22 protein-coding genes, 1 tRNA gene and 2 pseudogenes are annotated in these 24,491 nt (G+C 67.3%); 8 read left to right on the forward strand and 17 right to left on the reverse strand.

The annotated features are described in order from the left end of the window. The first annotated feature begins 11 nt into the window (after positions 1-11). Positions 12-1,136: a UTP--glucose-1-phosphate uridylyltransferase gene (locus tag M0R80_00140; GenBank protein MCK9458073.1), complete on the forward strand. Its 1,125-nt coding sequence runs from the start codon at positions 12-14 to the stop codon at positions 1,134-1,136. Then, a complete protein-coding gene (locus M0R80_00145) occupies positions 1,133-2,374 on the forward strand; it encodes a hypothetical protein (protein MCK9458074.1) in 1,242 nt (413 codons plus the stop codon). The genes M0R80_00140 and M0R80_00145 overlap by 4 nt, the downstream gene beginning before the upstream one ends. On the opposite strand, the gene M0R80_00150 is transcribed toward M0R80_00145, so the two are convergent. The 4 genes from M0R80_00150 to M0R80_00165 form a co-directional block, all read right to left on the reverse strand. After that, entirely contained in the window at positions 2,355-3,140 is a 786-nt protein-coding gene (locus tag M0R80_00150) for a helix-turn-helix domain-containing protein (GenBank protein ID MCK9458075.1), read from the reverse strand. The genes M0R80_00145 and M0R80_00150 overlap by 20 nt on opposite strands. Continuing rightward, positions 3,137-3,721 carry a hypothetical protein gene (locus tag M0R80_00155; protein ID MCK9458076.1) on the reverse strand — a complete coding sequence of 195 codons (585 nt, stop codon included), beginning with the start codon at positions 3,719-3,721 and terminating at the stop codon, positions 3,137-3,139. Before M0R80_00155 ends, M0R80_00150 begins: the two co-directional genes overlap by 4 nt. Before the next feature lie 210 nt (positions 3,722-3,931). Continuing rightward, a complete protein-coding gene (gene efp / locus M0R80_00160; GenBank protein MCK9458077.1) occupies positions 3,932-4,498 on the reverse strand; it encodes an elongation factor P in 567 nt (188 codons plus the stop codon). Positions 4,499-4,549: 51 nt separating this feature from the next. After that, positions 4,550-5,878, reverse strand: a complete 1,329-nt coding sequence (locus tag M0R80_00165) for a cyclic 2,3-diphosphoglycerate synthase (GenBank protein ID MCK9458078.1) — start codon at positions 5,876-5,878, stop codon at positions 4,550-4,552. 94 nt (positions 5,879-5,972) lie between these two features. Between M0R80_00165 and M0R80_00170 the strand changes: the two genes are divergently transcribed. Further along, positions 5,973-6,060, forward strand: a tRNA-Leu gene (locus M0R80_00170). Between the two features lie 122 nt (positions 6,061-6,182). Here the strand turns inward: M0R80_00170 and M0R80_00175 are convergent. Continuing rightward, a complete protein-coding gene (locus M0R80_00175; GenBank protein ID MCK9458079.1) occupies positions 6,183-7,118 on the reverse strand; it encodes a hypothetical protein in 936 nt (311 codons plus the stop codon). Between the two features lie 312 nt (positions 7,119-7,430). Between M0R80_00175 and M0R80_00180 the strand changes: the two genes are divergently transcribed. The 3 genes from M0R80_00180 (at position 7,431) to M0R80_00190 (ending at position 12,306) form a co-directional block, all read left to right on the forward strand. Continuing rightward, positions 7,431-9,944 (forward strand): hypothetical protein, encoded by a 2,514-nt coding sequence (locus M0R80_00180; GenBank protein MCK9458080.1) that lies wholly within the window; start codon positions 7,431-7,433, stop codon positions 9,942-9,944. After that, positions 9,938-11,302, forward strand: coding sequence for a hypothetical protein (locus M0R80_00185; protein MCK9458081.1), 1,365 nt, complete (start codon positions 9,938-9,940; stop codon positions 11,300-11,302). Before M0R80_00180 ends, M0R80_00185 begins: the two co-directional genes overlap by 7 nt. A 152-nt stretch (positions 11,303-11,454) precedes the next feature. Continuing rightward, positions 11,455-12,306, forward strand: coding sequence for a tRNA threonylcarbamoyladenosine dehydratase (locus tag M0R80_00190; GenBank protein MCK9458082.1), 852 nt, complete (start codon positions 11,455-11,457; stop codon positions 12,304-12,306). Between the two features lie 28 nt (positions 12,307-12,334). Here the strand turns inward: M0R80_00190 and M0R80_00195 are convergent, their stop codons facing one another. The 11 genes from M0R80_00195 to rpe form a co-directional block, all read right to left on the reverse strand. Continuing rightward, a complete protein-coding gene (locus M0R80_00195; GenBank protein ID MCK9458083.1) occupies positions 12,335-12,559 on the reverse strand; it encodes a type II toxin-antitoxin system HicA family toxin in 225 nt (74 codons plus the stop codon). After that, positions 12,552-12,776, reverse strand: coding sequence for a type II toxin-antitoxin system HicB family antitoxin (locus tag M0R80_00200; protein MCK9458084.1), 225 nt, complete (start codon positions 12,774-12,776; stop codon positions 12,552-12,554). Before M0R80_00200 ends, M0R80_00195 begins: the two co-directional genes overlap by 8 nt. A 223-nt stretch (positions 12,777-12,999) precedes the next feature. Further along, on the reverse strand, positions 13,000-14,373 hold the full coding sequence (locus M0R80_00205; GenBank protein MCK9458085.1) for a proprotein convertase P-domain-containing protein: 1,374 nt from the start codon (positions 14,371-14,373) through the stop codon (positions 13,000-13,002). Between the two features lie 176 nt (positions 14,374-14,549). Beyond that, positions 14,550-15,137, reverse strand: coding sequence for a hypothetical protein (locus tag M0R80_00210; protein ID MCK9458086.1), 588 nt, complete (start codon positions 15,135-15,137; stop codon positions 14,550-14,552). Then, entirely contained in the window at positions 15,128-15,442 is a 315-nt protein-coding gene (locus M0R80_00215; GenBank protein MCK9458087.1) for a hypothetical protein, read from the reverse strand. Before M0R80_00215 ends, M0R80_00210 begins: the two co-directional genes overlap by 10 nt. Positions 15,443-15,479: 37 nt before the next feature. Further along, entirely contained in the window at positions 15,480-17,510 is a 2,031-nt protein-coding gene (locus M0R80_00220) for a (Fe-S)-binding protein (protein ID MCK9458088.1), read from the reverse strand. A 105-nt stretch (positions 17,511-17,615) separates the two neighbouring features. Further along, the gene (locus tag M0R80_00225) at positions 17,616-18,167 is read right to left on the reverse strand and encodes a YkvA family protein (GenBank protein ID MCK9458089.1); all 552 of its coding nucleotides are present in this window, start codon (positions 18,165-18,167) and stop codon (positions 17,616-17,618) included. Positions 18,168-18,255: 88 nt separating this feature from the next. Continuing rightward, positions 18,256-18,966 carry a UMP kinase gene (pyrH, locus tag M0R80_00230; protein MCK9458090.1) on the reverse strand — a complete coding sequence of 237 codons (711 nt, stop codon included), beginning with the start codon at positions 18,964-18,966 and terminating at the stop codon, positions 18,256-18,258. 18 nt (positions 18,967-18,984) lie between these two features. Further along, on the reverse strand, positions 18,985-19,644 hold the full coding sequence (tsf, locus tag M0R80_00235; GenBank protein MCK9458091.1) for a translation elongation factor Ts: 660 nt from the start codon (positions 19,642-19,644) through the stop codon (positions 18,985-18,987). Positions 19,645-19,692: 48 nt separating this feature from the next. Continuing rightward, entirely contained in the window at positions 19,693-20,505 is an 813-nt protein-coding gene (gene rpsB / locus M0R80_00240) for a 30S ribosomal protein S2 (protein MCK9458092.1), read from the reverse strand. A 296-nt stretch (positions 20,506-20,801) separates the two neighbouring features. Continuing rightward, positions 20,802-21,452 carry a ribulose-phosphate 3-epimerase gene (gene rpe, locus M0R80_00245; protein ID MCK9458093.1) on the reverse strand — a complete coding sequence of 217 codons (651 nt, stop codon included), beginning with the start codon at positions 21,450-21,452 and terminating at the stop codon, positions 20,802-20,804. 1,032 nt (positions 21,453-22,484) lie between these two features. On the opposite strand from rpe, the pseudogene M0R80_00250 reads away from it, so the two are divergent. Further along, positions 22,485-22,634 (forward strand): annotated as a pseudogene (locus M0R80_00250) (hypothetical protein). A 1,171-nt stretch (positions 22,635-23,805) separates the two neighbouring features. After that, positions 23,806-24,045: pseudogene (locus tag M0R80_00255) on the forward strand (hypothetical protein). Positions 24,046-24,105: 60 nt separating this feature from the next. On the opposite strand, the gene M0R80_00260 reads toward M0R80_00255, so the two are convergent. Next, a complete protein-coding gene (locus tag M0R80_00260) occupies positions 24,106-24,486 on the reverse strand; it encodes a VOC family protein (protein ID MCK9458094.1) in 381 nt (126 codons plus the stop codon). Positions 24,487-24,491 lie beyond the last annotated feature (5 nt).

A 24,491-nucleotide genomic window follows, 5' to 3' on the forward strand; every position in this document is an offset into this window, starting at 1 on the left:
GGCGCGCGGCGATGATCCTCACCGTCATGCGCTTCCATTTCGACGAAGAGACGCGACGCGTCCTGGACTCCTACGGGTTCGACCAGGTGCCGTTCGCGGCGCTCGCGAAGAGGATCGCGGATCGCGGCTTCGACCCCGACGACGCGCGGATCAAGGGCGAGGTGCGGCTGCCGGATCCGGGCATCCTGGACGTCGTCCCCGAGCCGGGGAGCGCCGATCACGAGCGGTTCGCCGCCGTCGGGCGCCGCGCGATCGAAGCCGGCGAGGTGGGCGCGGTCGTGCTCAACGGCGGGATGGCGACCCGTTTCGGGGGCGTCGTCAAGGGCGTGGTCGAGGCGGCCTGGGGCCGCTCGTTCCTCGATCTCAAGATCTCGCAGATCCGCGTCGCGAGCCGCGGCCGCGCGCCCGTCCTGCTCATGAACTCCTTCTCCACGGCCCGCGACACCGCCGCGCACCTCGCCGCGCTCGGCCTCGACCATTCCGCCCGTTGCTTCACGCAGTTCGTCTCGATCCGCCTCACGCCGTCGGGCGAGCTCTTCCTCGACGGCAGCGGCGCGCCCTCCCTGCACGCGCCCGGCCACGGCGACTTCTCCTACGCCATCGCGAGGAGCGGCGAGCTCGATGGGTTCGTCAAAGGCGGCGGCCGCTGGCTGACCCTGTCGAACGTGGACAACCTGGGCGCGAGCCTCGACCCGGCGATCGTCGGGATGCACATCGCCCGCGGCAACCCGATGTCCGTGGAGCTCGTCGAGACGCGCGCGGGCGATGTCGGCGGGTTCCCGGCGATCGTGGGATCGCGCGTCGCGATCGTCGAGGCGTTCCGGCTGCCGCGGTCGTTCGACACGGCGACGATCCCGGCATTCAACACGAACACCTTCGTGTTCGACGCCCAGCTCCTCGCCGCGCACCCCGCGCTCGACTGGTTCGCGGTGAAGAAGCAGGTCGAGGGCCGCCCCGCGATCCAGTTCGAGCGGCTCGTCGGCCAGCTCTCGGAGCACGCGGCGGTCACCTGGCTCAAGGTGCCGCGCGACGGCCCCGCGAGCAGGTTCCTGCCGATCAAGCTCCCCGCGGATCTCGAGAGCTCGGCCGCGCAGCTCGAATCGGCGCTCCGGGCGCAGGGAGTGCTCGGCGCGTGAGCCGCCATCGAGCGATCCCGGTCGCCGCTTTCCTCGCCGCGATGGCCGCTCTCGCGGGCTGCGGAACGAAGCGCGCGCAGCAGGAGTGCCGGCTCGAGAGCGAGAGCGTCGTCGCCGAGACCGGGGCCGGTCTCGCGGCCGTCGCCGCGGCGCGCGTCGAGGCCTTTCGCTACGCTGCGGCCTGGTCCGCGGGCGGGGAGACCCTCGTCGCCGCGCTCGACGCCGGCGGCCGGCGCCTGAGCGATCCGCTGCGCGTGGATCGGGGCGCGAGCGGCGACGCAGAGGAGGAGTCGGACGGCGGGCCGATCGCCTTCTGGCCGGAGGGCGCCGAGTCGTCGTTCGCGGCGGAGGACCTCGAGATCGCGGCGCTCGACGGGGGCGGCGCGGCGCTCGCGATCCTCGAGCGGCGATCGGAGTCGAGATCGGGCGGCGCGTTCGCCGCCCTGCTCGCACCCGGGCTCACGGCCGTCGAGCACGTCGTCGGGCTCGGTCCCGCCGGCCCGTTCTCCTCGCGCGTCTCCGCCGCGGGTTGGCGCGGGGATCTGCTCGCCGCGTGGCACGACGCCGCGGTGGACGCCTCGACGGTGCGGGTGGCGATCGCCTCTCGCGACGGGAGGCTGCGCGGCACGGCCTCGCTCCCCGGGACGAAGCCCGCGTACGCGCCGTCGATCGCGGTCGCCCGGGACGCCGCGCTGCTCGTCTGGATCGAGTCGCGCCCGAGCGGCTACGGAACGCGCTTCGATCTCCGCTCGACGCGGGTGTCGCCGGGCCCGGCGCTCGCCCCGGCGTCCACGATCGCCTCGGCGCGCTACGTCGACCCGGCGCCGGTGCTCGTGCGCCTGGGGGACGGGTTCGGCTTGGCGTTCCGCGACGACCGGGACGGGGATCACATCCCCGAGTACTACTTCGCTAAGCTCGACGCGTCGGGGAAGCCGGCCCAGGAGCCGGCCCGCATCTCCCGCGCCGACGGCCCCGACGGCCCGAGGCTCGCGCGGGTCGGCCCGTTCGTGTTCGGCGTCCAGGTGCGCACGTTCGGGGGGAGCCTCCTCGTCGGCATGAACCGGTTCGACGCCGAGGGCCGCAAGCGCGGTGGCGAGTTCCAGATCTACGCCGACAAGTCGGACTTCACGCACGCCGACGTCGCGCCGGGCGACGGCAAGGTGCTGCTCGTGTACGGGGAGGAGCGCAAGGGCGAAGGCCGCGTGCTCGCCGGCCCGGTCACCTGCCGCGGGATGTGAGCGTCTCGCCGAGGCGATCCCACTCGAAGTCGCACTCTCCCTCGATGGTCCGCGCCAGGGCCTTGTCGCGCACCTGTTGCGCATCCGAGATCGCGACGATGTTCGCGGTCGAATCGGCGGAAACCGCGAGGCCGGGAAGCTCGTCGCCTGGAGCTCGCCGCCGGCCGCGCCGATCGAGGAAGCCACACGCCACGAGATCGGACAGCAAGCGAGAGACGGTCGACGGAGTCGTGACGAGGAGCCGAGCGAGCTCGGGACCGCCGAAAACGTGCCTGCGGATCGACGTCAGCGAAACGAGATCGGCGCGATAGCCCGTCCCGAAGAAGAGCCGTCCGTTGACGAACGTGGAGAGCGCGGCGGTCTCCTTGGGAGATCGAATACGCCCGTTGCGTGCCTCGGCCTCGGCACGCTTCGAGCTGGTCGTCGGGGTTGTTCCCAGAGCTGTCGCAAGGCGGCTCGATCCTCCCGGGAGACCCATTCGGCGTGCGGTTTCGAGCGCGCCGACGCGGGAAGGCTCGGGGAGGCGATCCATGAGCGCGTTCAGCCTTTGGTAGTGAATCAGACGACCGAACACCCGACACCAGGCCCCGATGTCTTCGCTCAGGCGGGAGTCGATCGCTCCCGGCACGAGCAACGTGGAGACGAGGAGCGCCTCGGGATCCACGATTCCGACGTCGTGTTCCTCTGCGGGCTTCTCCGACAGCGGGAGACCGAGCGTCGCCCAGCATCCGCGCAGAAGGCGTTCCGCTTGTGCGGGGATTTTCATCGCCCGCCCTCGGTGAACGTGTGCGGGTCGAAGCCCAACGCCGCGACCACAATTTCGAGATCTCTCTGCCGTGGCTCACTTCCATCTATCTCCAGAACGAAGCGGACGGCTTCGCGGACCTCGTTTTCATTCGGAGCCAAGGCCCGCAGGTCGTCGAGGTGCTTTCCTGTCGACGGGCCGGCCGCGTAGAGCTTCAGCGACACCAGCGCCTGCCGGCTGGCGACCTCCACGGCGAGGCTCGGCCCGACCTCGATGACGCGCGCAGCCTCGAAGAAGTACGCAGGAAAACGAATCGGACGCCCGACGCGACGGAAGATCTCCGCGGGACCCGCTTCCAGCCAAGCAGGAACCAGGTTTCGCGATCGCGCAACAACCCGTGCTCCCTCGCGCACGGTTCGCGGGAGCGTCTGCGGTCGGAGCACGTCGACGTCGTATGTCGTCCTCTCGAACCCGCTCAAGGCGAGCGCCGCGCCACCCACGACGTACAGGCTGTGCCTCTCGCCCGGCGCGCGGACGCGCAGCCATTCGGCCAATGCGCCGAGGTGATCGAGGATTGCCCTCTCTGTCAGAAGTCTGTTCATGTCGGTCTCGATCGCGAATCCGGCTGCTGGGACGGTATCCGCTTGTTGTGATTATTGCAACTTATATTGCAATAATAGTTAGCGTCGTTGCCTATCCGAAAATCTCTGGCGCCCACGTCAACGGCGAGGAGCGCAAGGGGGCCGGCCGCGTGCTCGCGGGCCCGGTCACCTGCCGGGGGATGTGAGGAATCGGGCGGACGCCGTCCGCCCCTACTTCACCCTCTCGATGAACCGGCCGTCGCGGGTGTCGACGCGGATCCGCTCGCCGCTCTCGAGGTACGGCGGCACGAGGATCTCGATCCCGGTCTCGAGCGTGGCGGGCTTCATCTGCGCCTGCGCGGTGGCGCCCTTGAGGGTGGGCGTCGTCTCGACGACGAGCACCTCGACGACGTTCGGCAGCTCGACCGAGATCACCTCGCCGTTGTACAGCTGCGTCCGCACCTTCATCCCGTCGAGGAGGAAGCCCACCGCGTCGCCGAGCATCTCGGCGGAGAGCGGCGCCTGCTCGAACGTCTCCTCGTCCATGAAGACGTAGTCGTCGCCCTCCTTGTAGAGGTACTGCGCGTTGCGCTTCTCGCAGTCCGCCTCTTTGAGCATCTCGCCGCCCCGGTACGACTTCTGGAGCACGGCGCCGGTCTTCAGGTTGCGGATCTTGATCTTCGTGAGCGTGCTCGCGCCACGCGCCGACGGCGTCTGGAACGAGCAGTCGACGATCACCCACGGTGCGTTGTCGATCTCGAGCAGCAGGCCCCGCTTCAGGTCGCTGGAGTTCACCATCTCGTCCTCGGTTTGTAGAAGGCCCGCCAGGCGGGCACCGTCCCTGGCTGACTAATGCTTGGCGAGGAATTCGTCAACGATCTTGGAGAGGCTGTTCGCGCCGTCGTCGTAGTCCTTGTGGGCGTACGAAACCACGGCGGTCGGCTTCGTGATCTTCACGAGGCGCTGGATGTCGAACGGCGTGCCGAGCACGACCGCGTCGCAGTCCGTCGCGTTGATCGTGGCCTCGAGATCCTTGACCTGCTGGTCCCAGTAGCCCATGGCGGGCAGGAGCACGCCGATGCGCGGGTACTTCTCGAACGTCTCCTTGAGGCCGCCGACCGCCCACGGCCTCGGATCGACGAGCGCAGCCGCGCCGTTCTCGCGGGCCGCCTGGGTCGCCGCGCCGAACGCCATCTCGCCGTGCGTCAGGGTCGGGCCGTCCTCGACCGCGAGCACGCGCTTGCCCTTGATGACCTCCGGCTTGTCGACCGTGAGCGCGGAGACGGCGCGGATGACGCGCGCCCGCGGGTTCAGCTTCCGGCAGCTCTCCTCCACGGTGCGGACGTCCGCTTCGGAGGCGACGTTCGCCTTGCCGATCACGATGATGTCGCTTCCCCGGATGTTCGCCTCGCCGGGGTAGTACGACGCCTCGTGCCCGGGCCGGAGCGGGTCCGCGACGGTGATCCAGAGGTCCGGCTTGTAGAACGGCAGGTCGTTGTTGCCGCCGTCCCACAGGACGACGTCCGCCTCGGCCTCGGCGCGGCGTAAGATAGCCTCGTAGTCGACGCCGGCGTAGATCACCCCGCCCTCGGCCACGTGCATCTCGTACTCCTCGCGCTCCTCGATCGTGCACTTGTAGTCGTCGATGTCCTGGATCGACGCCATGCGCTGCACGGCCTGCGCCGCGAGATCGCCGTAGGGCATCGGGTGGCGCACCGCGACGACCTTCTTGCCGGCCGCGCGCAGGCGCTTCGCGACGAACCGCGAGATCTGGCTCTTGCCGCAGCCCGTCCTCACGGCGGTGACCGCGATGACCGGCTTCGACGACTTCGCGAACGTCCGCCTCGTGCCCATCATCTCGAAGTCGGCGCCGGCCGCGTTGACGCGCGCGCCCATGTGCATGACGTAGGCGTACGGGAGATCGCTGTACGCCATCACCGCCAGATCGACGTCGCGCTCCGCGAAGATCCGCTCGAGCTCGGTCTCCGGCAGGATCGGGATCCCCTTCGGGTAGAGCTTCCCCGCGAGCACCGCCGGGTAGATGCGATCGTCGATCTTCGGGATCTGCGTCGCCGTGAACGCCACGACCTCGTACGCCGGGTCGTTGCGGTACACCATGTTGAAGTTGTGGAAGTCCCTGCCGGCGGCTCCGAGGATGACGACGCGTCGCTTGCTCATTGGCTCCTCCTTTGACGCTCTGCGCTCGAAAAAGGGTGTCCTCGAGCGACCTGGACACCTTCGATCCTTCATGTTACCTAGGCCGTGCCTTTGCGCCGGAGTGGTGGAATCGGTAGACGCGCCGGACTCAAAATCCGGTGGGCTTTACGCCTGTGGGGGTTCGAGTCCCCCCTCCGGCACCAAGCGCCCGCCCAGGGCACCAATTCATTTACCATGACCTCTCGAGGCTGTCTCGCCGAACACGCGGCGCGTCCCGAAAAGGATTGCTATTCGATCCGTTGAATAATCGGCAACACGCGCCGCGTCATCGCACCGGGCCGACGCGCAGCTCGAACCCGTCCTCGATCGGCGTCTCGATCGCGACGATCTCGCGGGACGGCGAGAGCGCCATGGTCCGCGCGCCGCGCACGGTCGGCGGCGGCAGCTTCTTCAGCTCCTCGGGATCGTCCTTGCGCGTGTCTATCCGCCACACGACGCCGCCCTCGTCGACGAGCACGTAGCGGTTGTCGAGCCACGCGGGCTCGTTGGCGCTCAGGCGGCCGTCGCTCGAGGGCACGCGGAACACCGCGGTCTCCACCGACCCCTTGTCCCACCTGCCGTCGCGCGTCGTGTACACGACGATGCTGCCGCCGTTCTTCGGCCGACACGCCAGCCGAGTCCCGTCCGGTGACGGAGACGGGTACAGGCCGAACGCCGTCCCCTCGCGCGCTCCCGCCGCGCCGACGACGTGCACCCGCGCGCCGCCCGTGGAGTCGAACTCGTAGTGCGCGAACCGCTTCCCGTCCGGGAACCAGGTCGCCGTGCCGCCGTACCACTGCTCCTCGGTGAGCGTGGAACGGCCGCCGCGGAGGTCGCCGAGGCCCAGGAAGTGGCGGTGCGGGTAGGCGTTCTTCGCCTGGCTCCCCTTGTCGAAGACGTTGGTGACGACGAAGAGGAACGCCTCGCCGTTCGGGGCCAGCACCGGCGCGCGCTTCGGCGTGTTCCGGATCAGCTCCGCGGTGCCGACCACGGCCCGCACGCCGCCCGCGGTCACCTCGACGATCTGCCCGTCCCGCTCCATCAGGATCGAGCTCGACGGCGTGACGTTGGGCGAGGCCCCCGGGCCGATCTCCCGGATCTCGCCGGTGGTGACGTCCGTCAGGCAGACGAGATCGTCGCCGCGGACGTAGGTCACCCAGCGGCTGTCCTGCGACCAGCTCAACCCGACGATCCCCTCGCGCGACGCGTCGATGCGTTTCATGTGCTCTCCTCACCCGGCCGGCGGAGAATAACACCTCGGCCGGAGGGCGCAAGGGAGGGAGGAGGGACGCGCAGGTCAATCGCAGAGTTAGACCGTGCCGGTCGAGACGCCTCAATTGGACGTTGGTCCCTCACGAACACGCCTCCTTTCCGCACTCCCGAGGAAGCCGTCTTACAAGGGTGCGGAAGGGCTTTGTTTGTCCTACACGCTCCGAGACACGCTCCCTCTCGTGAAACAAGTTGCACACTCGCCACGTCCCGAAGTGGTAGCATCGGCACACAGTAGGTAGCCCGCTACCAGAGGAGCCGTCGCATGCCGCACAACGTCGTGTCGAATCAAGGCCGGATCGTCTGCTTCGTGTCCGCCATTGCGCTCGTCGGAGCGATTCTCTTACCGGTCTTCGCCTCTGCGACACCACCCAAACCGCTGAATGTCCTGTTCGTGGCGAACGGCTGGTGCTCCCAAGAGGACGATATCGAGAACCACTTCCTCGACCTCGGCTACGACGTGACGCGAATCAACGACCTCAGGGTCAGGGGCACGACGAGCTTCGCCGTGTACGATCTGATCGTGCTGACCGAATCCGCACCGCTCATGTCGGCCGCGGGGCTCAGCGCGATCAAGGCGTCGGGCAAGCCGGTGCTGGTGGTGGAGTCGTGGACGTTCCTGTACGCGTACCGGCTTGGGCTGACAACGTCGCCGATCGCCCGCCTCTCGGAAGGGAACACGGTCACCTCGCTGGTGGAGGGCTACACACCGTTCACGAGCCACGTCGGTGCCGAGGCGCTCGTGCACCAGACGCCCGCCTTGATCTTCGGTGTCAACCCGGCGCACGTGAAGTCAACCGCCGTGCCGCTGTACCAGAGCACGGGCTGCATGCCTGGGTTGGCGTTGTTCGTGGACTACGCGAAAAAGATCGGCGTGACCGGCATCTCCGACACGGGGAGCTACACGGTCGATGCGTGGAAGATGTTCGACATTCTGGTGCAGCAGATCGTTCCCGCGCCGCCGGAGCGCGAGACGATACAGGAGGTCGTGCAGGCGTACGTCGACTCGGGATTACCGAGCTTAATCACCCAGTTTGAGCGGGATCTCCGGCAACAGCCGGATTCATGGATGCTCGAAGAGGTCGAGCGCGAGGTCTGGGCGACGACTGTCGAGTGGCGACTCGACGAGCTTTGGGACTTCACCGTTTCTCAAATCTATCAGATTTTCGGAAACTCCAGTTTCCCTGGACTCTTCTGGGTGGGCTACACCTCGCCGGAAAGGCCAAACGGTGCGGGTGCGAACTGGCTCCCGCTGATGACCCCATTTACGAGCGAGCACGAGTTCTGGTTCATGGGGCAAAACTGGGAGCCAGCCTTTCCTCATGCTGTAGCGGCTTCTCCATTCTACTGGTCCCAGTTCCACGCCGGCACGGATCTTGGTTTGGGTGCCAACGCCAAGCTGAACGGGCGGCAGTACTTCTACATGGGCGACACCTGGGACGTCGGGCCGAGCGTCCACAAATGGTCCGAACGGAAGTGCGACGTCACGGCGGGTGCTCGATGCGACGACATGATCGTCGTGTCGGGCGATCACGACCCGAGCGACGGCATCAATGCGATGCCGGTGCTGAACTACGAACCCGACGCGCCGGGATGGCGGTGGACTCCCGTCTCGATCCCGGGCGTGCACCAGGGCTTCTCGCCGCAACTCGATGACGATACGGCTGGTCTGGACTACTGGATGACGCCGGACGAAGAGCCGACCTACACCGCACCCACCGGCGCCGTCGTCGCGCGACTGCCCTTTGAAATTTTCGAGGGAACGTACTTCGCGGCGTACGTGCCGGTGCTCGTCCTGACTTACGGCACGGCAATGAAGCCGGACGGGTATGACGTGCTCAACGACACGAATCCACGAACGCGCCCGATGTCGTGGATGGGGTGCTCTCTCGATGGCATCACCTTCAGGGCGTGTTATCGGGACGACCTCGGACAGGTCGTGCCGTTCTCGGCAGACGTCGCTCCTCCGAGCGCCGCCCTCCCGGGGCACGCGGTCACGGACAACGATCCCGGAGCGCCGGCGCGGTTCATCCAGGTAGCAGCCGTCGAGGTGAACTCTTCCGATTTTGAAGGGTTCTGCGCGAGCGCGACGACCGCCACGGATATCTGCGACTTCGCCGACTCGGGCGGAGGGCTGCTCCTGTACGGATCGGGCAGGCCGTACCGGAAGAGCGGTCTGTTCCTCGCGTTCATACGCCGCGCGGACTTCGGGCAGGTCGGCCCGGCGGGTGTTCCGATCGTGAACTACTGGACCGGCAGCGGCTGGTCGTTCGACGAAACCGATGCCGTGCCGTTGAAACAACCGATTGGCGAGGCCCCCCCTTGCGACCTATGGCCGCAACCGAACTATCAGGAGGATATCCTGACCCACACGGACGGTTGCTGGCCCGAGCTTCAGGGCTGGGACACCCCGCCCGTGTTCGGCGAGATATCGGCACGGCTGATTCGCTCAACTACGGATCCGTTGGGATCGAAGGTAATTCTCCTCGGTAGCAACGACTGGAGTGTGCTGCCCGACTATGGAAACAATCTTCGGTGGGTCTATGGGTGGAACATGTCGCTCAGCGAGCCGTGGGGGGACGACTTCGTCACCACCCCACCGTATACTACGAATACCGCGGGCTACGGCCCCTACATCATCGACGAGTTCAGCGATAGCACGTATCCAGGGTCGGGGCCCGGTAGCGACATCGTTCTCTGGCACACGATCTCCGTATGGCAGGGCACGGTGGACACTCCCTACGGAGTCTACACGGGCAGCGAGGTGATCCCGTGGTGAAGAGCCTCGCGCAGGTTTTGGAAGCGGCTCTAATCTCGGTGCTCGTTGGTTCGTGCGCGGGCAATGGGACGGCCGACGATGCGGGCACAGACTCCGAGGCGGACGGCGCCGTCGATTCCGGCTCGGACGCGAGTGCAGACGCGGATACCGACACGGACACCGGGTACGGCGAATCTGCGATCTGGATGACCACAGGCGGTCGGCACACCTGCGCTCTCGTTGACGGCGGTTTCCTCAAATGCTGGGGCGACTGGCATTTCGGCCAGCTGGGCTACGGGGCCGTTCTGGACGACGACCCCAGCGCGGACGTCTCCCTTCCGTCGACCTTGCCCTTCGTGGACGTTGGGGCATCCGTTGTTCTCGTCGATGGCGGTGGCCTCCATACATGCGCCGTTCTCATCGACGGCAACGTCAAGTGCTGGGGCTACGACGGCTTCGGTCAGCTCGGAGTGACGGTTCCGCCCGAGAACGGCGATACGCTGGGGCTCATCGACGTGCCGGCCGACTACTCCGCCCTCTACCTTGGCGGATCGGTCATCGACGTGAGCGCGGGCGGTAGCCACACATGTGCCCTCCTCGACGGCGGCGACATGAAGTGCTGGGGGGACGGTGAGTTCGGTCAACTCGGCTACGGCTCGACGGGAAGCGTCGGCGATCCATCCGCGATCGCCGCGGTCGAGCTCGGAGACGCTGCCGCCCAGGTCTCATCGGGAGCAAGACACACCTGCGCCGTGCTGAGCGGCGGCGACGTGTACTGCTGGGGCGACGGCCAATACGGCGCGCTCGGGTACGGCAACACGGAGGACGTCGGCGACGACGAGCTGCCCGGGGATGTCGGCCCGTTGGATGTCGGTGGACCGGCGGTACTAGTTTCGTGCGGCTACTACCACACGTGCGCCCTCCTCGAGATCGGCGAGGTCCTCTGTTGGGGGCTCGGAGATTACGGTGCGCTCGGTTTCGGCAACACCGACACCATCGGCGACGACGAAACGCCCGCTTCTGTGGGACCGGTCGATGTCGGTGGCACCGTCGTTCAAGTATCGGTCGGCGCCTTCAACACGTGCGCGCTCATCGAAGGTGGTGGCGTGAAATGCTGGGGATCCGGGGGCGGCGTCCCGCTTGGGTACGGGAACACCGACAGCGTGGGAATAACGAATGTCCCTGCGGACGTGGGAACCATCGATCTCGGTGGACCTGCCGTTCTCGTCGACAACGGCTATTCTCACGTGTGCGCACTGCGCGAGACCGGCGAGATCTTCTGTTGGGGCGCAGCAGACAACGACTTGGGCTACGGGGCGACCGACGACATCGGCGACGACGAGACGCCCGCGGACGTCGGGCCGGTGCAACTGTTCTAACTCTCAGCCGTCTCGTGCGCGGCCGTCACCGGCGGCGCGTCGTGCCCGTTGCCATCACCTTAAAGGTTTCGGCCTCGAGTGTTCCGCGGTCTTGCCGACGGCAACAGAACCCACCGTGGCGCTCACGGCGGCGATGTGATATCCACCGCGCCATGAGCGACGACGATCCCAGCGACGAGAAGAACCCCTCCGCGCGGATGGAGGATCCGGCGCGGCGCTTCGACCGGATGGAGCGGCTCGTCGGGCAGGCGGCGATGGAGGCGCTCGCCCGTTCCCACGTCATGATCGTCGGCGCGGGCGGAGTGGGGTCGTGGGCCGCGGAGTCGATCGCGCGCTCCGGCGCGGGCCGGATCACCGTGATCGACTTCGACACGGTGTGCATCCGCAACTTCAACCGCCAGCTCCAGGCGGTGACGGGCGCGATCGGGCGGCCCAAGGCGACCCTCCTCGCCGAGCGGCTGCGCGCGATCAACCCGGTGGCGCGCGTCGACGCGATCGACAACCACTTCAGCGAAGAGACGGCCGACGCCATGCTCGCCGAGCGGCCTGACTTCCTGATCGACGCCATCGATCACATCACGTCGAAGTGCTTCCTCATCGCCACCTGCAAGGCGCGCGGGATCCCGTTCGTCGTGTCGACCGGCTCCGGCGGGCGGCTCGATCCGACGCGGGTCCGGGTGGGCGATCTCGGGACGACGGACCTCGATCCCTTGGCCCGCGCGCTGCGGAAGATCCTGCGCGAGAAGCACGGCTTCCCGGGCGGCAAGAAGAAGTTCGGCGTCACCGCGGTCTACACGACCGAGCCGGCGTCGCCGCCCCGCGAGGACGTGCGCGACACGAGCTGCAAGGCCGGGTGCCTGTGCCCCCAGGGCGAGAACGACTTCCAGAGCTGCACCAAGAAGAGCGTCGTGCACGGCACCGCGTCGTTCGTGACCGGCGCGCTCGGCCTGGCCTGCGCCGCGGTGGCGGTGCGGCACCTCATCGGCGATCCCGTAGCGTATTGAAGCCGCGCCTGAGAACGCGTGGACGGTTCTACTCGTTCTCGAACAACGATCTCGGCAGGCCAGACTGGCGAATGATCGAAAGCAGTGTGCCGACCCGTAGCACGGGATGATCCGGCACGGGCACCGTGACGGTCGTCGAGGCGACGCGCTTCTGCATGACGACGTGACTCCCCTTGCGCCGAACTTCGATGAACCCGTTGAGGAAGAGGATTCGGCAGGTCTCCTTGCCGGAGAGCACACGGAGCCTACCCAACGGCGATCTCCATGCGCGTCACGAACACCTCGGAGTGCAGGCGCGAGCGGACCTCCGCCGCGTCCGCCGTTTCGAAGAACAGCTCCACGGCCTCGACGAGGTTCCGCCTCGCCGCTTCGACCGAATCGCCCTGGCTCGCGACATCGAGCTCCGGACAGAGCGCGACGTACCCGTCGCCGTCCCGCTCGATGAACGCGGTGAGCTGCATCTTTTCCATTTGCGACCTCGATTCCTCGAACCGCGCCGAAAATCGGCGCCAGAAAGGAGGATACCACATATGCTCTATGAACGAGGTGCCCATCCCCGAAATGCGGACATCGACCTACTCGCTCTTCTGCTCCTTGAGCAACTGGCGATCGAGCCGCCTACCGCATACCGCGCACACCAAGCTTCTCGAGCGCGCCGCCGTCGAGCCGCGCCCTTAAGACGGGTATCGGGTTCTACCGGAGCGAGAGGCTCCAGTTCGTGAGGACGCCGGTGACCGTGCCGCTCGTGGTCAGGAACAGGGTCCAGGTGCCGTTGCCGTCCTCGCCCACGAAGTCGGCCAGGTCGCCCTCGGGCTGGTACATGCCCTCGCGGTCCCCGCTCGAGCCGAAGATGGATGCCGCCGCGTCATCGGCGAAGATCACCGGGCCTATGTACTCCGCAGCGCCGCCTTCCTCACCCACGAGCACCACGGAGGTGGCGTCCGGCGAGGTCAGCGTCACCGTCAGGAGATCGGTCGGTGTGAAAGTCGAGTCGAAGTACACCTCGACCTCTGTGAGCGAGGTCGGCGCGTCCGCAACGGTGATCGCCGACGTCCCGGGCGCGGCATCGCCGAAGGTGCCACCGGACAGGAACCGGTACCGCGTGATGTCGGTGTCGTAGTAGTACTCCACGACGTTGGAGAGGACCCCCGTGTCGCACACGACGTCGAAAGTCACGGCGCTCAACAGCTGCAGGTTGGCATCGCGCAGCCCACGCAAGTGGTGTACCAGGCCGGCGGGCGTCGGGTACAGGGCCTCGGAGCGCCCGGTGTCGTCCGCATCGTACCAGCCCCAGCTGCTGAAGCCGTCGGGCATGGAGTACGAGAACATCTCGTCCATGTACATGTCGGCGCCAACCCAGCTGTTCGTCTGCGCGTAGCCTTCGAAATCCGAGTCCGCGGCCTCGAAGTAGCTCATGTCGACATTTTCTCCGCACCCGAAGTCGTCCAGGCTGACGAAGATGTGCCGGTTCGCCGGAGGCACGACGTCGGTGACCCGCGTGAACTCGTACGTCTCCACCCCGGCATCGGCCGGATCGCACTCGAGGGTCAACGACAGCTCGTCGTCGGCCACCGTGATGTCGCAGACGTCAAACGGCGAGCAGTCGTTGTACTCGCCACGCGTGAAGGTGATCACGCCGTCCGCGATCACGTAGTTGCCGAGCGCCGCGGTGCAGCCCGCAACGGAGTCGTCCCACGCGAAGACGCGGTTCCAGTCGGCTTGCTCGCGATCGCCGAGCCGGAGGGTGCGGCCGTCGTCGTCCACCCAGGCGCCGAGCTCGCTCGCCGTGTCGGCGTCCGTGTCCGTATCGGCATCCGTGCTGCCGTCCGGACCGCCGTCCGCGTCGGTGTCGGTGTCGGTGTCCGTATCCGTGTCCGTGTCCGTGTCCACGTCGGTGTCCGTATCCGTGTCCGTGTCCGTGTCCACGTCGGTGTCCGTATCCGAATCCGTGTCCGAATCCGTGTCCGTGTCCGAGTCACCACCGTTGCCGCCGTCGTCGCCGCAGCCGCCAATCCCCAGCCCGGCGGCCAGAAGCATCGCGAAGAGCACAAATAGAATTCGTTTCATTTTTTCACTCCTTGGTTTGGTCTCATTATGACGATGCTCGCCATACCCCATTAGTTCCGAAGAGGAAAGAACATTGCTTCTGCGGAATCCGGGCCGCCGTCACCTACTCGCCCTTCTGCTCCTTGAGCAGCTTGCGATCGGTGAGGCCGCAGGAGATGGCGAGCAGCTCGGCGAGGTTACCCTGCGATCTCTCCACACGCCTTGTCCAGGAGATCGCGCACACCGAGACGGCTCGCCCATGTGTCGAGGTAGCCACGATCGAGAGCTTCGCCTTGGATGCGGAGCACTCCCACGGCATCCCTCCACTGGCGCTCGGACACGCCTCCTCCCATGCGGAACCAGACGAGCTTGTGGAGCAGCGTGTCCTCGGGGCTCGCGAACACGAGCTCGACCTGTGCGCCGACGTCGCCGACGCGCTCCCTGCGGGCGCGGCGCAGCTCCTCCTGGCACCAGTCGTCGTCCTTGGCGACGAAGACGTCGACCTTGAACATGGTCTCCAGGTGAACGACATTGAACGTCCCCTGTCGGCGAACGGCATCGCGGATCATCTCCTCGTCCACGTAGAATTCCGCTTCGAGCGCGGCGACGAGGCGCGGGGCATGGGACGCGTTGAGCGATGCAACGATGTCCGCGTCCTGCGTGGCGCGCGGAACTCCGTACAGAGAGCTTGCGATGGAGCCACCCACTGCGTAGCGCACGCCGAGCTTCTCGAGCGCCACCGCCACGGCGGCAGCTGCGTCCAGCGGATCGCCCCTCACAGCCACGTGCCGGTCTCCGGATCCCAGCCGAACGCACGGCGCATCGTCTCGGGGTCGAGCCAGCGCGCCGCGACGCGCAGATCGATCTCGCGCTGATCCGCATTCGGGTGCCGCCGCCGCTCGTCGACCTCAACGAGGGCGAGCAGCGCTTTGTTCAACGCGCGCACTCTGTCGAGCTTGGCGGCGGGCGGCATGCGTCGGTACCCCTCCGCGACGTACGCCTCCACCACAGGCGATGTGTCACAGACTCGATCCGCTGCCGCGTTGGACTCGCTGGAGCCCTGAGGATCCGATGTGCGCGCATCGCTCATGCGAGGAATCATACAGCACAGGAATGCGCAGCGCGACTCACTCCGCCTTCTGCTCCTTGAGCAGCTTGCGATCGGTGAGGCCGCAGGAGATGGCGAGCAGCTCGGCGACGTCGAGCTGGCCCTTGGTGTCGTAGAGATCCTTCGCCTTGAGGCCGTCGGAGAGCATCGTCATGCAGTACGGGCACGCCGACGCGATCGCGTCCGGGTCGGCCTGCATGAGCCCGTCGACGCGCAGGTTGTTCACGCGCTTGTCCGCGTCCTCCTCCATGAAGAACCGGCCGCCGCCGCCGCCACAGCACAGGCCGCGCTGCCGGCTCGCCGCGAACGAGGCGAGCTCGAGCCCCGGGATCGCCTCGAGGATCCGTCGCGGCGCGTCGTACACGTCGTTGTACCGACCGAGGTAGCAGCCGTCGTGGTAGGCGACGCGCTTCACGATCCGCTCGGCGGGCTTGAGCTTGCCCTCGGCGACGAGCTTCGCGAGCAGCTCGGTGTGGTGGATCACTTCCCACTCGGCGCCGAACATCGGGTACTCGTTCTTGAACGTGTTGAAGCAGTGCGGGCAGCCGGTGATGATCTTCTTGACGCCGAGCTCCTTGAACGCCTCGACGAGCCCGTCCGCCATCATGCGGAAGTTCGACTCCGACCCCGCGCGTCTCGCCGTCTCGCCGCAGCACGGCTCGTCCGCGCCGAGGTACCCGTACTTCACGCCCGCCGCGTCGAGCAGCTTGACGAGCGACGTCGAGATCTTCTTGGCGCGATCGTCGAAGCTCGCCGCGCAGCCGAGGAAGAGGAGAACCTCGCACTCGTCCGCGTCGAACGGCTTGACCTCAATCCCCTCGGCCCACTTGTCGCGGTCCATGGAAGAGATGTTCCACGGGTTCGCGTTCGTCTCCATGCCGCGCAGCGCCTTGCCGAGCTCCGACGGGGGCTCGCCGCGCGACTCGACGAGATCCCGGCGCAGCCGGACGATCTTGTCGACGTAGGTGATCATCACCGGGCACTCCTCCTCGCACGCCCGGCAGGTCGTGCAGCTCCACACGATCTCCGGATCGATGATCTCCGGGACGAGCGGCTTCACCTCGCCCTTGCCCGAGACGAGCTCGCCCGACCGCGCGTACAGGCTGTCGCGCATCGCGGTCATGAGGCTCTTGGGCTTGAGCGGCTTGTTCGTCTTCGCCGCCGGGCAGTTGTCCGTGCAGCGGCCGCACTCGGTGCACGAGTACATGTCGAGGAGATCCTTCCACGTGAAGTGCTGCAGCGCGCTGACGCCGAACACCGGCTCCCCGTCGCCCGTGTCCTCCTCCTTGAGCACCTTCTCGATGGTCTCGTCGCGCGGCAGGCGGCCCGGCGGCTCGAGGTTCGAGAGGAAGACGTTCGGCAGCGACGTGACGACGTGGAAGTGCTTGCCGTACGGCAGGAGGTTCAGGAAGAGGAGCACGAGCCCCGAGTGCGCCCAGAAGCCGATCGTGCCGAGCGTCTCGACGACCTTCGGATCCATCGTCGAGAACAACGAGGCCGCGACCGACGCGAACGGCTCGCGCCACTCGAACCCGGTCACGCCCTCGAGCGAGAGCTGCCAGCCCCAGTAGACGACGTCGGCGACCATCATGACGATGATGATGAGCAGGATGAGCGCCGCCTCGAACGACGCGGTCAGCCGCGCGGGCCTGAGGACGACGCGGTGCAGCAGCGCGAGCCCCGCGGCGCAGAACACGACCACCGTGACGATGTCCTTCACGAAGTGGTAGGCGCCGCCGAGGCAGCCGTGCGGATCGAGGAACCACAGGTTGAACCCCTCGTCGAAGCCGCGGCCCCACAGGATGAGCGTGTTCACGAGCAGGACGAGGAAGCCCCAGAAGATGAGCATGTGGATCGGGCCCATCACCTTGTACTTCGGGAGCTTCTGCTGGAAGAGCGCGACGCGGATCATGCGCCCGAGGCGCGTCCCGAGCCTGTCGAACCGGTCCTCGGGCGCGCCGATCCGGAGGAGGCGCCACTTGCGGTAGGCGGACACCCCGAAGGCGCCGAAGGCGGCGGCGAGGACGACGGCCATGACGATTGGACCCATGCGGGAGCTCCTTTCGATGAGTATCGGTCGGGAAACACTATCGCCGCGAAGGAGGGGGCCGGGACATGATGCACGTCAGCCCCGGGGTGCGGAACGCGCCCGCGCCTACTTCGGGAGCTTGGCCTCGAGGAAGGCGCGCAGCTTGATGAGGTTCTTCTCGTCCTTGGAGAAGCCCGGGGACTTGTACTCCTTGACGAAGATCGCGACCTCGTTCGCGAGCGCGCCGAGGACCCCTTCGTCCTCGACGATCTCGTCCACCGTGCGGCCGCGCGCCGCGCCCTTGCGCAGGTCGCGGACGTACTTCTCGAGGCGGTTGTAGAGGTCGCCGTCGAGGAACTCCTTGATGAGCTCCGCGTCGTTGCCGAGGCGCCCGAGCCGCGTGATCGCGTCGCCCACGTTGCCCATGTCGGCGTCCAGCGCGTTCTTCGCCGCGAGCCGCACGACGAACGCGTCATCGAGGTACCCGATGTCGTCGATCCCGTCCGGGATGAGATCGAGCGACTTGAACAGGTAGTTGATGCCGCCCGCGAGCGACTTGCGCGCCTCGACTCCGGCGGCCGGGTTCTTCAGGATCTCGAGCAGCGTCTGGACGTCCTCGTCCAGCGTGCGCAGCCAATTCGGAAACACCTCGAGATACTTCACGTTGTTGTCGGTCATGGCCGTTCTTCCTCGCTTTGTTGGGTCTATGGAATACCCTTGATACACCGAAAACGGGCGGAGTGGAACAGTTGGTGGCAGGGTGCCCCTACCGGGCCCGGACGCGGGTACCTTTGGACTCGCCGAGGGCTGCGCGGTAGACGGCGTCCTTCTCGGCCATCTTGTAGACGACGACGTCGATGCCGTTCTCGCGGCACAGGGTCGCCGCGGTGAGGTCCATGACCCCGAGCTTGCGCTCGATCATCTCGTCGACCGTGAGCGTCTCGAACCGCACCGCGTCCGCGTGCCGCGCCGGATCCTTGTCGTACACGCCGTCCACCTTGGTGCCCTTGAGGAGCAGCGCGCACCCGAGCTCCGCCGCGCGGAGCGCCGCGCCCGAGTCGGTGGAGAAGAACGGGTTGCCGGTGCCGCCGGCGAAGATCGCGAGCGCGCCGCCGTCGATCGCCGCGAGCGCCTCGTCGCGCAGGTAGGCGCGGCCGATGGGGCCGAGCGGCCGGGCCGTATAGAGCTCGGCGCGGGCGCCCTGCCGTCGCACCGCGTCGCGCAGCGCGAGGCCGTTGATGACGGTGGCGAGCATCCCCATCTCGTCCGCGGTGACGCGATCCATCCCTTTGGCCGCCTTGCCGAGGCCCCTGAAGATGTTGCCGCCGCCGAGCACGACCCCGGCCCGCGCGCCGTCGCCCATCGCTCGCGCGAGCTCGGCCGCCGCGGCGGCGAGCACGTCGGGGTCCAGCCCCGAGCCGCTCGGGCCCGCGAGCACCTCGCCGGACAGCTTCAGGATGACGCGGGGACGCGGCATGGAGGACCTTGGGGGCGCCTAGGCCTTGCCGCCCGTCATGGCGGCGACCTCGGCGGCGAGATCGTTCGACCGCTTCTCGATCCCCTCGCCGACCTCGTAGCGGACGAACCTGCGGATCGTGATCTTCTCGCCGGTCGTGCCGGTGAGGCCGTTCACGAGGTCGCCGACCGTGATCTCCGTGTTCTTCACGAAGAGCTGATCGACGAGGCAGTTCTCCTTCTGCCACTTGGCGATCTTGCCCTCGACGATCTTCGGCGCGATGTTCGCGGGCTTCCCTTCCTCGAGGACCTGCGCCGTGAAGATCTCCCGCTGCCGATCGACGTCCGCGCTCGGGATCTCCTCGACGCGGACGTACGCGGGGTTCATCGCCGCGACGTGCATGGCGACGTCCTCGCAAAGCGTCTTGAAGTCGTCACCCCGCGAGACGAAGTCGGTCTCGCAGTTGATCTCGACGAGCGTGCAGATCCGGCCGCCGTCGTGCACGTACATGCCGATCTTGCCCTCGGCGGCGATCCGTCCGCCCTTCTTCGCCGCCTTCGCGATCCCGCGCTTCTGCAGCTCGACCACCGCCGCGTCGATGTCGCCGTTGGTGTCGGAGAGCACCTTCTTGCAGTCCACGACCCCGGCGCCCGTGCGCTCCCTGAGGTCCTTGATCATGTCCATCGTGACGTTTGCCATCAGTCGGCTCCTTTTCGAATCGACCTACCTCTTGCCGTCGGAGGGTTCCTACGCCCCCGCGCCCTTTCGTCCGGTCGCCGCGCGCGGCCGCCGCGCGACCTCCACCTTCGGCCCGGCGCCCATGGGTTGGGAGACCGCCGCGCCCTTCACGACCTCGCGGCGCTTCTTCGAGCCCTCGATGCACGCGTCCGCGATCTTGCCGGTGACCAGCTTGATCGCCCGGATGGCGTCGTCGTTGCCCGGGATCGGGAGGTCGATCGGGTCCGGATCGCAGTTCGTGTCGGTGAGCGCGATCAGCGTGATGCCGAGCTTCTTGGCCTCGGCGACGGCGATCGACTCCTTGTTCGGATCGACGACGAACACGGCCGCCGGCAGCTGCGTCATGTCCTTGATGCCGCCGACGAACTTCAGGAGGCGCGCGTGCTCCTTGTCGAGCTTCAGGCGCTCCTTCTTCACGAAGCTGTCGTAGGTCCCGTCCGTGCGCATCGTCTCGATCGTGCGCATGCGCTCGATGGTGTTCTTGATGGTGCGGAAGTTCGTGAGCGTCCCGCCCAGCCACCGGTTCGTCACGGCGTGCATGCCCGCGCGCTCCGCCTCCTCCGTGATCACCTCCATGGCCTGGCGCTTCGTGCCGACGAACAGCACCTGCCCGCCGCGGGACACGAGGTTCACCACGGTCTCGTACGCCTGGTTGAAGAGCTTCTGCGTGAGCCGCAGGTCCACGATGTGCACGCCGTTGCGCACGCCGTAGATGTAGCGCCGCATCTTCGGGTTCCACCTCTTCGTGTGGTGGCCGAGGTGGACCCCGGACTCGAGGAGATCGCGCAGGGAGACGACGTCCGCCTTCTTGGCGGCGCCCATCGCCTCGGATATCCCGTGCTCGGTTGCGGTTTCGGTCGTTGGGGTTGGCTCGGCCGAGCCGGCCTTGACTTCGTCTTCCATTTTCCCTCCGGGTTTTTCGGACGACGCGGCGTTCGCCGTCGTCCACCTCCGCCCTTTCGCCCGAGCCCGACCCCTCGCGGGGCACCCGGGGCTCGGCCGCGGATCGCTCCGCGGACAGGGCGTGGGTATTCCCTCGGCACTTCGCCGAGGGGCGCACTACGTACCACGGCGGCCTTTTCGGGGCAAGTCGGTTCGCGGTTTCGGTTCCTGACGGCTCAGGCGCCGCGAACAGCGCGGATCGCGGCGGCGTAGTCCTTCGTCCCGAACACGGCGGTCCCGGCGACGAGCACGTTCGCGCCGGCGTCGGCGACGAGCCCGGCCGTGCTCGCGGTGATGCCCCCGTCGACCTCCACGTCCACGGCGTGCCCGGCGCGCGCCGCGGCCCGGCGGGCGGCCTCGATCTTCGGCACGACCGCGGGGATGAACTTCTGCCCACCGAAGCCGGGGTTGACCGACATGACGAGCACGAGATCCGCGAGCTCGAGGACGTGGTCGAGCGCGTCGATCGGGGTCGCGGGGTTGAAGGCGACGCCCGCGCGCGGCCCGAGATCCCGGATCTCCTGCAACGTCCGGTGCAGGTGCGGGCACGCCTCGGCGTGGACCGTCAGGAAGTCGGCGCCCGCGTCGGCGAACGCCGCAATGTGGAGCGAAGGCGACTCGATCATGAGGTGCACGTCGAGCGGGAGCTTCGTCGCGCGCCGCACCGCGCGGACGACGGCCGGCCCTATCGTGATGTTGGGCACGAACCGGCCGTCCATGACATCGACGTGGATCCAGTCCGCGCCGGCGGCGGCCACGGCCGCGACCTCTTCGGCGAGCCGCCCGAAGTCGGCCGCCAGGATGGACGGGGCGACGAGCCGGTTCATTCCGTCACTTGGCCCGACGAGGCTTTTCCTGTCAAGGGTGTTCATTTTTCAAGAACCGCAACACCGTACGCGTGGAACGTAGTATTATCGCTCGATCAAAAAACGCTGCGAAATGGGAGGTGCGTTATGAGAAAGGTTTTGATCTTCGCGGTCCTCGGATTGTTCACGACCGCGCTCGCGGCCGCTTGCGGCGACTCGGCGCCGCTCCAGCTCGACGGGGGCACGGACACGGACACCGACACCGATACCGATTCGGATTCGGATACCGATGTCGACACGGATTCCGACACCGATTCGGACACGGACACCGATTCCGATACCGACACGGACTCGGATACCGACACGGACACGGACTCGGATACCGACACGGACACCGATTCCGACACCGACACCGACACCGACACCGATACGGATACGGACACCGACACAGACACCGACACCGATACGGACACAGACACCGACACCGATACGGACACAGACACCGATACGGACACTGAACCCCTAGGCGGTGTCGACTGCGACGCCCCGGGCATCGCGCACGAGGGGACGAACTACGGCGACTCTACGGGCGATGCGAACACCTACTCCCCGGACGGCTGCAACAGCAACGGCGGCTCGGACGAGACCTGGTCGTTCACGGCCGAGGCGGACGGCGACTATACTTTCGTGATGGAGACGGACGGCTTCAACCCGGTGCTGATCCTCTGGGCGGATTGCGGGGTCACCTTCGCCGACTGCGAGAACCCGTACGGCGGCACAACCGCGACGATCACGGTCACGCTCGCGGACGGCGACACGGTCTACCTCACCACCGACGACGACGATCTCGACGGCACCGGCGGGGAGTACACCCTCACGGTCTCGCTCTACGAGCCGCCGTCGCTCGACGTCACCGGCCCGGGCACGGTGCCGACCGACCTGGTCGGCATCCCGTACCAGGAGGGCGCCCTCGGCACCCCGCTCACGGCCGATGTCGCAGCCGACCTCCTCTACGCGGGCGACGTCGAAGCGGGCAACGAGCTCGGCTGTAACTCCTTCCCGGCAGGCTCGTTCGACGGAGCCATCGCGTTGATCTACCGGGGTACCTGCAACTTCGACGTCAAGGTCGGCTTCGCAGCCGACGCCGGCGCGATCGCCGTGATCGTCTACAACAACGCGGGCGACGGCCTCATGACGATGGGCGGCACGGGCGCGACGATCCCGGCGGTGTTCATCGGCCAGACCGACGGCGAGGCGCTCGTCGCCTGGTGCGGAGACCACGCGGACGCCACCGCGATCATCCGCCTGTAGCGCAGCTCCCCCCGAAATCCCGTTTCGACACACCCGGCCGCCTGAATCAGGACCGAACGAATGTCGATTTTTCGGACCGTTCCACGGTGTTCGGTTTACTCTATTCGGGAGTTTCGATAACTGACGGTCCGTTCAAGGGAGGTATCGGATGAAAATCAGATCATCTTTGGCCCTGGTTTCGGTTCTCGCGATCGCAGCTCTCGCCATCGCCTGCGGCGATTCGCCTCCGTCCTCGTTGATAGACGGCGGTGCGGACACGGATTCCGATGCCGACTCGGACTCGGACGTCGATTCGGATACTGATTCCGATTCCGACACCGATTCCGATTCCGACACCGACACCGACACCGACACCGATTCCGACACCGACTCCGATTCCGACGCCGACTGCGCGGGTACGGAGTCGATCGAGCTGCTCGTGGCCGACGCCGTGATCGCGGAGCCGATGGACACGCTGGAGAGCAGCATGGGCGAAGGGACCTACTGCACGCCGACCGAGGCGAGCAACGGCACCGCGACCTGGGCCGACGTCGAGATCCCGTGCGCCGGGACGTGGTACGTGATCGGCCGCGTCTTCGCCCCGAGCGACGCGGCGGACTCCATGTACCTGACGATGGGCGACCACGCCGAGATCGTATGGGACTTCGAGCAGTGCGATCCGAGCTCCGCGTGGGTGTGGGATCTCGCGTCCGCCGCGGCCGCAGACGAGGCGGAGTGCAGCCAGGAGCTGATGACCGATCCCGCGTCGTTCGACTTCGCCGCGGGCGAGCTCGCCGATGTCGTGCTGCGCGCCCGCGAGTACCAGGGCGGGGGCTACAACGCGGCGGTCACGCGCCTGATCCTCGTCACGGATCCGGACTTCGACCCGGATCTCGCCGGCATGGGCACACTGGACGTGACCGGGCCCGGGACCGTGCCCGACGCGCTCGTCGGGATCCACCACGAGGCGGGCCAGATGGGCGTTGAGATCACGGGGGACGTCTCGGGCGATCTCCTCTGGGCGGGCGACGTGGCCGCGGGCAACGAGACCGGCTGCGACGCGTTCGCCGCCGACGCCTTCGACGGCGCCGTGGCGCTCGTCCAGCGCGGCACGTGCAACTTCGAGCAGAAGGTGAACAATGCGTCCGCCGCGGGCGCGATCGCGGTGATCATCTTCAACAACACGGGCGACGACTACATCACGATGACGGGCGGCGCGACGACCGTCCCGTCCACGTTCGTCACGCAGACCGACGGCGAGGCGCTCTCCGACTGGTGCACGGATCACGCGGACGCGACGGTCGTCATCCACCCCGCAAGCTGACCCGCCGATCCCGAGCGCCCCTCATGAACAAGAGAGCCTTCGCGCCCGCGCGCGCCGCCGTCATCCCTTCTTGATCTCGAACCTGTTGCCGTTGGCGTCGTCGATGAAGGTGACGAAGCCCTCGCCCTTGGGCACCCTGAGGACGGGGAAACCCATCGCCCGCGCGCGATCGGCGAGCGCGTCCGGATCGGCGACGTCGAGGCAGACGTGGGGGATGCGATCGCCCGTGCCCTCCGGCGCGTCGCGGAAGAAGATCTCGAAGACGAGCCCCGCGCCCGCGTAGTTGCGCTTGTCGATCGCGCGGTCGATCCCGAACAGCTGCCGCATCAGCGGCGCGGGAACCGTCCCGCCGTCGGCCTTCTCGAGCCCGAGGAGATCCCGGTAGAACCTGTCGGCGTCTTCCTCGCGGCGGCAGCAAAGGCCGATGTGGTGGATCCGCATCGCTC

The sequence above is a fragment of the Pseudomonadota bacterium genome, from assembly GCA_023229365.1.
GTDB lineage: Bacteria > Myxococcota_A > Polyangia > JAAYKL01 > JAAYKL01 > JALNZK01.